Annotated in this window: 7 protein-coding genes; 2 read left to right on the plus strand and 5 right to left on the minus strand. The window is 71.6% G+C overall.

Annotated features, from left to right (window positions below):
• Positions 1-180 precede the first annotated feature (180 nt).
• A complete protein-coding gene (locus FV233_RS27945; protein WP_147857409.1) occupies positions 181-891 on the minus strand; it encodes a Crp/Fnr family transcriptional regulator in 711 nt (236 codons plus the stop codon).
• Between the two features lie 310 nt (positions 892-1,201).
• A complete protein-coding gene (locus FV233_RS27950) occupies positions 1,202-2,155 on the minus strand; it encodes a YihY/virulence factor BrkB family protein (RefSeq protein WP_147899466.1) in 954 nt (317 codons plus the stop codon).
• A 265-nt stretch (positions 2,156-2,420) separates the two neighbouring features.
• Between FV233_RS27950 and FV233_RS27955 the strand changes: the two genes are divergently transcribed.
• Positions 2,421-3,185: a sigma-70 family RNA polymerase sigma factor gene (locus tag FV233_RS27955; protein ID WP_147857286.1), complete on the plus strand. Its 765-nt coding sequence runs from the start codon at positions 2,421-2,423 to the stop codon at positions 3,183-3,185.
• A 205-nt stretch (positions 3,186-3,390) separates the two neighbouring features.
• Here the strand turns inward: FV233_RS27955 and FV233_RS27960 are convergent, their stop codons facing one another.
• From FV233_RS27960 to FV233_RS27970, 3 genes are all read right to left on the minus strand, one after another.
• Complete coding sequence (locus FV233_RS27960; protein ID WP_147899467.1) at positions 3,391-3,618, minus strand: hypothetical protein; 228 nt, start codon at positions 3,616-3,618, stop codon at positions 3,391-3,393.
• A gap of 122 nt (positions 3,619-3,740) precedes the next feature.
• A complete protein-coding gene (locus FV233_RS27965) occupies positions 3,741-3,935 on the minus strand; it encodes a hypothetical protein (protein ID WP_147899468.1) in 195 nt (64 codons plus the stop codon).
• 99 nt (positions 3,936-4,034) lie between these two features.
• Positions 4,035-4,592: a metallophosphoesterase gene (locus FV233_RS27970; protein WP_147899469.1), complete on the minus strand. Its 558-nt coding sequence runs from the start codon at positions 4,590-4,592 to the stop codon at positions 4,035-4,037.
• A 38-nt stretch (positions 4,593-4,630) separates the two neighbouring features.
• On the opposite strand from FV233_RS27970, the gene FV233_RS27975 reads away from it, so the two are divergent.
• The coding region (locus tag FV233_RS27975) for a hypothetical protein (RefSeq protein WP_246690114.1) at positions 4,631-5,442 on the plus strand (812 nt) is incomplete at its 3' end.

Here is a 5,442-nt window from a genome sequence, read left to right on the forward strand (position 1 = left end):
CTATATATCCGCAATAAGTAGAGGACACTCAATTCGATCGCCCATATATGCCCGCCGATTGGCGGCGATATGGTTAAATACTATCCTAAAAATCAATCTTTGAGCAAGCGTATCCCGCCGGGATTCGGGCGCCGATCCCGGCGGCGGCTGCCGGCAGGGTCCGGACCGGTACGCCCGGTCTCAGGCCAGATGCAGGTAGGCCGGGTCGAACAGGCCGCGCTCCATCAGCCCGTCGAGGTCGTGGATCGTCAGGCGCCGGCCCCGCAGGCCGATCAGGCCGCCGGTGCGCAGCGCCTTCAGGGTGCGGTTGATATGCACGCTGGTCTGGCCGAGGGCGTCGGCGAGGTCGGGCTGGGTGATCGGCATCGGGATCGTGTTCCCGTCCGCGAGGCCGACCCGGGCGAGCCGCAGGTACAGCTCGCAGAACAGGTGCGCCAGGCGCTCGATCGCCGAACGGCGCCCGACGCTGGCGATCCACTCGCGCTGGAGCGCCGTGGTGTCGCGCATCTCCCGCCACAGGCACTCCTCCACCGCCGGCCGGGTCCGGATCGCCTCGCCGATCTGGTCCGGCGCGATCCGGGCGACCGTGACCGGGGTGATCGCCCCGATGGCGTGGTCCAGGCGCGGCCAGCGGGCCGGGGAGGGGTCGCACAGGTCACCCGGCAGGAGCAGCGAGACGATCGCCCGCCGACCGTCGGGAAACTGCTTGTAGCGACAGGCCCAGCCGTCGAGGATCAGGTGGGTGTGGTGCGGATCTTCGTGCTGCCCGACGATGTCCTGGCGCGGCGCGACGGGGCGGATGTGCTGGCGGGCGAGTCCGTCGAGGGCCGCGCGGTCCTCGGGCCCGAGCCGGACGTGCCGCTCCATCTTCCGCACGAACGGGTTGTTCACGGCGACCTCCGGTCAGAGGCCGCCGTGCCGATGCGGTTCCGGGACGGCCGGCCATCCGTGGTCGGATCGCCCCACCCGCAGCCGGCGCGCGGTGGCCAGGCGGGCGTGGAAAAAGGGATCCGGGCAGCTCCGGTGCGCCCGCAATCGCGCGACGACGCTGCCGATGGATGCCCACCGCACGAAGACGACTGTTGTCACAGGTATGTTGCGGCCCGAGCGTCGAAGTCTGGTTGTCTCGACGGCTTATGCCGCGACCGGGCGTGCCCGCGCCAACCTGTGTTAACCACCGCTGAGCCCTTTGGCCGCCCCGTCACGCGGCGGCGGCCCCCACGGAATCGGCCATTTGGGCGCGCCGCGTGCCCAGGGGCTGCGGCTCACCCACGGTGGTATCCTCGGCGGTCTGGTGCTCCATCTCGGCGTTCAGCTGGGCGCCGGCGAGCACGATCATGGTCGAGATCCAGATCCAGGTCATGAAGCCGATGGCCGCGCCGAGGGAGCCGTAGGTCTTGTTGTAGCTGCCGAAATGGGCGACGTACCAAGAGAACAGCAGCGACGCGACGAGCCACAGCAGGGCCGCCGCGGCGCCCCCGGGGGTGACCCAGCGCCAGCGCGGCGCGTCCCGGCTCGGGCCGTAGCGGTAGAGCAGGGCGAGCCCGAGCAGGACCGCCACGAGCAGCGCCGGCCAGCGCAGCAGGGTCAGCCACCAGGCATCGGTCCCGAGCCCGACATAGGTCAGCACCACCGGCAGCACCACGACCGCGGCCAGAGCCAGGATCAGGAACGCCAGCGCCCCCGCGGTGAAGCCGAGGGAGACCACGTTGAGCAGGACGAAATTGCGCTTCTCGCGCTCGTTGTAGACGATGTTGAGGGCGTCGAAGACGTGCTTCACGCCGCCGTTGGCGCTCCAGACCGACAGGACGATGCTGACGACCAGGCTCAGGCCCAGCGCGGTGTTGCCCTTCTCGTTCAGGCGCTTGACCTGGTCGCCGGTGATCTCCGCCGGATGGCTGGCGCCGCGCCCGCGATCGGCCTGGCGGCTCGCGACCGCCTGGGCCTCGCCGCCCTCGTGCGCGGGCGCGGGATCCGAGGAGCCCCCGAAGGCGGACCGGCGGCCCGGCTCCGCGCCGCCTGAGGCGGGGGTGGCCGACCGCCGCGGGAACGCGACCAGGCCGACGAGCGCGGTAGCCAGCGCCAGGGTCCAGACCGTCGAGGCGTGCCCCCCGGTGTCGCGGGGCACGGTGCGATCGGGATCGGGGGTAGCCATCGACACGCCTCGCTACGGGTTCAGGAACACAGTCCGGCCGGCCTCCTGTCGGAGACGGATCCCACAGGGAACGCCGTTGCGAGCCCGCCGGTTCGCAGCCTGTTCGTCATCGGTCCCGACACATCGGCCCGTCCCGCTTGCTTGTATTGGTTCGTCGCATCGTCGCGGTAACGCAGTCTAAACCCATGTTGGCGCGAGAGCCGCGTGGGCGCGCCACAAGCGAATGCGACGGGCGCGATAGGCCCGCCGTCGATGCCCGGACCTGATGCCAGACACCGAAGGCCACACCCTGCCCGATCCGGCCCGCGACATCCGGCATGGCCTGCCGGACGCGATCCGCATCCACCTCGGAACGCTGCTCGGCCTGACCTACGACGCGGTCGGCCCGACCCCGGCGGCCGCCTCGGATCGCTTTGCCGACTTGCTGGCCCGCCTGGACGCGGCGCTCGCCAAGGACCAGGCTTCGGGGGAGCCGGTCTCGGGGGAGGTCGAACGGGAGGCCGACTTCCGCGCCGGCCTGCTGAAGGTGGTGCCGGCCCTGCACCGCTTCGCCGTCTCGTTGACCCGAGACCCCGCCGCGGCCGACGACCTCGTGCAGGACACGCTGCTGCGGGGCTGGCGCGGACGGGCCGGCTTCACCCCCGGGTCCAACCTGGAGGCGTGGCTTTTCACGATCCTGCGCAACGTGTTCTACAGCCAGCACCGCAAGCAGGGCCGCGAGGTCGCCGACACCGACGGCAGCTATGCGGAACGGCTCACCAGCGTGCCTGAGCAGGGCGGCCACCTCGACCTGCAGGACGTGCGCGCCGCCCTCGACCGGCTCGCCCCGGTGATGCGCGAGGCGCTGGTCCTCGTGGCGATCGAGAACCTCAGCTACGAGGAAGCCGCCTCCGTCATGCAGTGCCAGATCGGCACCGTGAAGAGCCGGGTGTGGCGCGCCCGCGAGCAGCTCGCCCGGATGCTGGGCTACACCGGCGCCGAGATCGGCAACGACGGGGTGATGCTGTCGGTGACTGGGACGTCGGCCTGACGCCGCTACCAGGCTTTCCACCGACGAATACCCGTAACCGTCACATCGCCCTCTGTATTCGACAGCAAATTTGACTTAGGTGAAGGCGCCCGGGGTCGTTCCTGGGCGACATAGGACGGGTTGGGTCGATTCGTCGTCCCGGCTCAGCTCCCGTCGGTGTGACATCCCCCCGATCCATCGACGGGAGCCCCATTGCCGGATCGCCTCAGCGCCCGGTCTCGTCCGCGCGATCGGCGTCGAGCTGCTGCAGCAGCTCCGCCAGCCTCGGATCCAGCATCTCGTCGATCACCGGGTCGTAGAGCGCGCGCAACTGGCGCCCCAGCCGCGTCCGCGTCTGCGCGTCGAGGACCGGGGTCTCGCTTGAGACCGGGAAGACCCGCAGGGGTGTCGGGACGGATCGCGGGGCGGCGCGCTGATGATCGGGACCTGGCATCCCACCTACATCGGCCTGGACCGGCACCACGGCAACCACGCGCCGCCAGGAAGTCTCGGACGGCAACCGATTCCAGGGCATCGTCCGTTTGAAAGCCGGCGGCCACCTCTCGGAACGATGCTTCAGGCGTCGTCCTCCGGTGCGAACACTTCGCTCTGTTCGGCCAGCACGGCGTCGGCCTCGTCATGGGCCAGGACATCCGGATCGGCACGGCCCAGGGCCCGAGCGAGCGCGGGCTCCCAATCCGGCGGCGGGGGGCTGCCCTGCGCGATCAGGATCTCGGCCGTCCAGGCGGGCGGAGCAAGGGGTTCGGTCATGGCTGCCTCCCGTGGCGATCGCGATCCGCTGCGTCACATAGGGCGGGCGCCCGAAACGACGCGGCCCCGGAACGGAGATCGCGGTGACCTCCGCGGAGGTCAGCGCAGCCCGTGCCGGGCGATCTCCTCCGGCACCAGCTCGGCCGCGTCCTGGCGCGCTAGGATGGCGTCGAGGCCGACCGGGGTATCGTCCCAGGCATCGACGCCGACATCGCAGGAGCGGCTGGTATCGGGCAGCCAGCCGTGGCTGTGCCCGTAGAGGTGGCGGGTCTCCCGCCACAGGCCCGGCCAGGCCCGGTGCGCGTAGTGCGACAGGAACAAGCGGTGCTCCCGGCCCTGGGAATCCGGAGCCGAGATCCGGGCGCTGTCCACGGGCGGGTCCGCCCAGTGCAGGTCGAGCACGCGGTTTGAGTCGTGGTTGCCCCGGATCAGCCGCTTGGTGCCGTTGAGCTGCGCGAATAGCGCCGCGCAATGCTCCCGGCTCGCCCCCGCGGCGAAGTCGCCGAGATGCCAGACCGCGTCGTCGGGGCCGACCACGGCGTTCCAGGCCGCGACCAGGGCCGCGTCATGCGCCGCGACGCTGTCGTACCGCGCCCGGCGGTGGCGGAGGATGTGCGGATCGCCGAAATGCGTGTCCGCGGTGAAGAAGATCGCCATACCGTGAGCTGTCGCCGCGTCCGAGGGCGCCGTCCATCATGCCCGCCTTCACGTCCGGCGCCGATCGGAAGTGGATCGGGGCGGGCGCCCAGCAAGGCGCGCGCGGCATCGTGCCCGCCACCGGGGGGATCGCACCGATTGCCCCGCGCGCGGGCAGTCCCTTAATCTTCGCCGCGATGCTCGACCCCACCGCCTACGCGCACCTGCTCAACGCCGCCCGCGCGCATCCGCGCCTGGAGGCCGCCATCCGGCAGGCCGGCCCGCTCCGGATCGACCCGCCGCCGCAGGCCTGCGTGGCCGACCGCCTGTTCGTCGAGGTCGTGAACCAGCAGCTCTCGACCCAGGCCGCGGCGGCGATCTGGGCGCGGGTCGAGGCCGCCGCGACGGCGGCGGGTTCGAGCCCGCGCGGGCTGTTCGAGGCCGGAGACCCGGCACTGCTGCGGGCCTGCGGCATCTCGGGCAACAAGGTCCGCGCCCTCCAGGCGATCGTCGCCGCCGAGGCGGCAGGCCTGCTCGGGCCCGACCTCGCCGGCCTGCCGCATCCTGAGCGCGCCGCGATCCTGTGCGGCATCCGGGGCGTCGGCCCCTGGACCGCCGACATGGTCGGGATCTTCCACTTCCACGACCCGGACATCTGGCCCGAGGGCGACGTGGCGGCGGTGGGCTGCCTGCGCCGGCTCACCGGCGGCACCGACACGCGCGCCATCGCGGCGGCCTTCGCGCCGTACCGCTCGATCCTGGCCCGCACCCTGTGGCGGATCAAGGACACCGCCCCGGCGGAGCCCGCAAGTCCGCCTGCAAGTCCGCCTGCGAGCCTGCCTGCAAGTCTGCCCGCGCCCCGCCCCCGGCG

Origin of the sequence: Methylobacterium sp. WL7 (assembly GCF_008040085.1) — a bacterium.
In the GTDB taxonomy this organism is placed as follows: Bacteria; Pseudomonadota; Alphaproteobacteria; order Rhizobiales; family Beijerinckiaceae; genus Methylobacterium; species Methylobacterium mesophilicum.

Coding starts and splice junctions, on each gene's coding strand:
- FV233_RS27950 (WP_147899466.1), bottom strand. CDS start 2,155: ATGGCTACCCCCGATCCCGATCGCACCGTGCCCCGCGACACCGGGGGG.
- FV233_RS27955 (WP_147857286.1), top strand. CDS start 2,421: ATGCCAGACACCGAAGGCCACACCCTGCCCGATCCGGCCCGCGACATC.
- FV233_RS27960 (WP_147899467.1), bottom strand. CDS start 3,618: ATGCCAGGTCCCGATCATCAGCGCGCCGCCCCGCGATCCGTCCCGACA.
- FV233_RS27965 (WP_147899468.1), bottom strand. CDS start 3,935: ATGACCGAACCCCTTGCTCCGCCCGCCTGGACGGCCGAGATCCTGATC.
- FV233_RS27970 (WP_147899469.1), bottom strand. CDS start 4,592: ATGGCGATCTTCTTCACCGCGGACACGCATTTCGGCGATCCGCACATC.